Source organism: Arthrobacter agilis, from assembly GCF_002953615.1.
GTDB lineage: Bacteria > Actinomycetota > Actinomycetes > Actinomycetales > Micrococcaceae > Arthrobacter_D > Arthrobacter_D agilis_B.
The window spans coordinates 3,347,265-3,350,257 of record NZ_CP024915.1 but is presented as its reverse complement, the minus strand read 5'-3'; the positions used below and the strand labels follow the sequence as shown (position 1 = coordinate 3,350,257).

The following is a 2,993-nucleotide window of genomic DNA, read 5'->3' as shown; positions in this document are numbered from 1 at the left end:
CCACACACAACCAGGGCACACCCGCCACGACAACCGACGTCGTACTGATCGGCGGCGGGATCATGAGCGCGACCCTCGGCGCCTTCCTGCGCCAGCTCCAGCCCGAGTGGGACATCTCCCTGTTCGAGCGCCTCGACGCTGCCGGCCTCGAGAGCTCCGACCCCTGGAACAACGCGGGAACCGGACACTCGGCGCTGTGCGAACTGAACTACTCGCCCGCCAGCAAGGACGGTTCCGTGGACCCGGCGAAGGCCGTGGCGATCAACGAGCAGTTCCAGGTCTCGCGCCAGTTCTGGTCGCACATGGTGTCCGAGGGGCACCTGGGCGATCCGAGGAACTTCATCAACGCCGTCCCCCACATGAGTTTCGTCTGGGGCCAGGCCAACGCGGCCTACCTGCGGAAGCGCTACGACGCCCTGAGCCCGCAGCCGCTGTTCAGCACCATGGAGCACAGCGAGGACCACGACACCATCGCCAGGTGGACGCCGCTCCTGATGAAGGGCCGCAATCCCTCGCAGCCCGTCGCCGCGTCGCGTGTCGAGGGCGGGACCGACGTCGATTTCGGCGGCCTGACCCGCCAGCTCACCGGCTACCTCGAGGGCGCCGGCGTCGACCTGCACTACGGCTTCGACGTGCTCGACGTCGCGCGGGCGACCGACGGCCGGTGGGACGTCAAGGTCCGGAACAGGGCCACGCGCGAGGCCAGCACCGTCACCACCAGGTTCGTCTTCATCGGCGCCGGCGGCGGTGCCCTGCACCTCCTGCAGCGCAGCGGCATCCCGGAGGGCAAGGGATTCGCCGGCTTCCCGGTATCGGGCCAGTTCCTGCGCTGCACGGACCAGGAGCTCGTCGCACAGCACAACGCCAAGGTGTACGGGCAGGCGTCGGTGGGTGCTCCCCCGATGTCCGTCCCCCACCTGGACACACGCTTCGTCAAGGGCGAGCGGTCGCTGCTCTTCGGCCCCTACGCCGGTTTCTCCACCAAGTTCCTGAAGCGCGGCTCCTACCTGGACCTCCCCACCTCCATCCGGACCTCCAACCTGGTGCCGATGCTCGCCGTGGCCAAGGACAACATGTCGCTCACCAAGTACCTCGTCACCGAGGTCCTGAAGAACCGCGACGCCAAGAACGAGTCGCTCAACGAGTTCCTCCCGACGGCCGAGGGCGGCAGCTGGGAACTGATCTCCGCGGGCCAGCGGGTGCAGGTCATCAAGAAGGCCCCGAAGAAGGGTGGCGTCCTCCAGTTCGGCACCGAGGTCATCACGTCGTCGGACGGTTCGGTGGGAGCACTGCTCGGCGCCTCGCCGGGCGCCTCGACCGCGGCCCCGATCATGGTCGAACTGCTGAAGCGGTGCTTCCCCACCCGGATGGCGGACTGGGAGCCCAAGCTGAAGGAGATGCTGCCCGGGTACGGGGTGCGGCTCAACGAGAACCCGTCCCTCGCCGCCGAGGTGCAGTCACTCACCGATCGGGTCCTCAAACTCAAGTAGCCACGGCGACGCCGGCCAGCCAGGCGACCGTCAGCATCGAAGGCAGGTCTCTTGTTCCGTCTGGCACAGCTGTCCCTGGGCAACCGGGCGCTCATCGCGCTCATCACCATCCTCGCTTCGGTCTTCGGCGTCATCACGCTCGGGTCGCTCAAGCAGGAGCTCATCCCGTCGCTCGAGTTCCCGCAGATCACGGTGCTGTCCTCGGCACCGGGCGCCTCGGCCGAGTACCTCGACCAGCAGGTCGGTGAGCCGCTCGAATCGGCACTCAGCGGGGTCGAGGGCCTCGAGTCGTCCTCGTCCACGTCGCGCACTGGTGTCTCGACCGTCAGCCTCGTCTTCGTGTACGGGACGGACCTGGACCGCGCGAGGGCGCAGGTGGACCGGGCGATCTCCACGGTGCGCCCCACCCTCCCCGAGGACGTCGAGCCACAGGCGCTCGCGGGGAGCATCAGCGACCTGCCCATCGTCTTCATGGCGGTTTCCTCGGACCAGTCGCTCAGCGAACTCAACGGCGATCTCGCCCGCCTCACCGTCCCGAGACTCCAGAAGATCGAGGGCGTGCGGACCGCGGACGTCTCCGGCGGGACCACCCAGCATGTCGCGATCCTGCCGCGGGCCGGCGCCCTCGAAGCCGCAGGGCTGACCGTCGCCGACCTCACCAGCACGCTGGAGGACAACGGCGCGCTGTTCCCGGTCGGGACCCTCGAGGAGGACCCGCGGTCGCTCACCATCCAGGCCGGCAGCCGGATCGGGTCGCTGGAGGACATCCTCGCCCTGCCGGTGCTGCCCTCGTCCGGCAGCGCACCGTCAGGTCGGGCGACCACGATCGGCGACGTCGCGGACGTCGATCTCGCCGATGACGAGCCGACGTCGATCACGCGGACCAACTCGGTGGAGACGCTCGCACTCGCGGTGACCAAGGTGCCCGACGGCGACACCGTCGAGATCTCCCAGCAGATCGTGGCCCTGGTGCCCGAGCTCGAGGCCGAGCTCGGCAACGCCGCCGACATCACCGTCGTGTTCGACCAGGCGCCCTTCATCGAGCGCAGTATCGACGATCTGACCACGGAGGGCATCCTGGGACTCGGCTTCGCCGTGGTCATCATCCTCGTCTTCCTGCTGTCGGTCCGGTCGACGCTGGTGACGGCCATCTCGATCCCCCTCTCGTTGCTCATCACCTTCATCGGGCTCTACGCCGCGGGCTATTCCCTCAACCTGCTGACGCTCGGCGCCCTGACGATCGCCATCGGCCGCGTGGTGGACGACTCCATCGTCGTGATCGAGAACATCAAGCGGCACCTGGGCTACGGCGAGGAGAAACGGGTCGCGATCCTCACCGCGGTCCGTGAGGTGGCCGGTGCCATCACTGCCTCGACCCTCACCACGGTCGCCGTCTTCGCCCCGATCGGGTTCGTGGGCGGCCTCGCGGGCGAGCTCTTCCGGCCCTTCGCCGTCACGACCGGCATCGCCCTCCTGGCATCCCTGGCCGTCGCGCTGACCATC

General features: G+C 68.5%; 2 protein-coding genes. Both read left to right on the top strand.

From position 1 onward, the window contains the following. The first annotated feature begins 62 nt into the window (after nt 1–62). The gene (locus CVO76_RS16450) at nt 63–1,490 is read left to right on the top strand and encodes a malate:quinone oxidoreductase (RefSeq protein ID WP_244186346.1); all 1,428 of its coding nucleotides are present in this window, start codon (nt 63–65) and stop codon (nt 1,488–1,490) included. Nucleotides 1,491–1,541: 51 nt separating this feature from the next. After that, nucleotides 1,542–2,993 (top strand): efflux RND transporter permease subunit (locus tag CVO76_RS16445; RefSeq protein WP_208740155.1); only part of this gene is annotated, 1,452 nt, incomplete at its 3' end.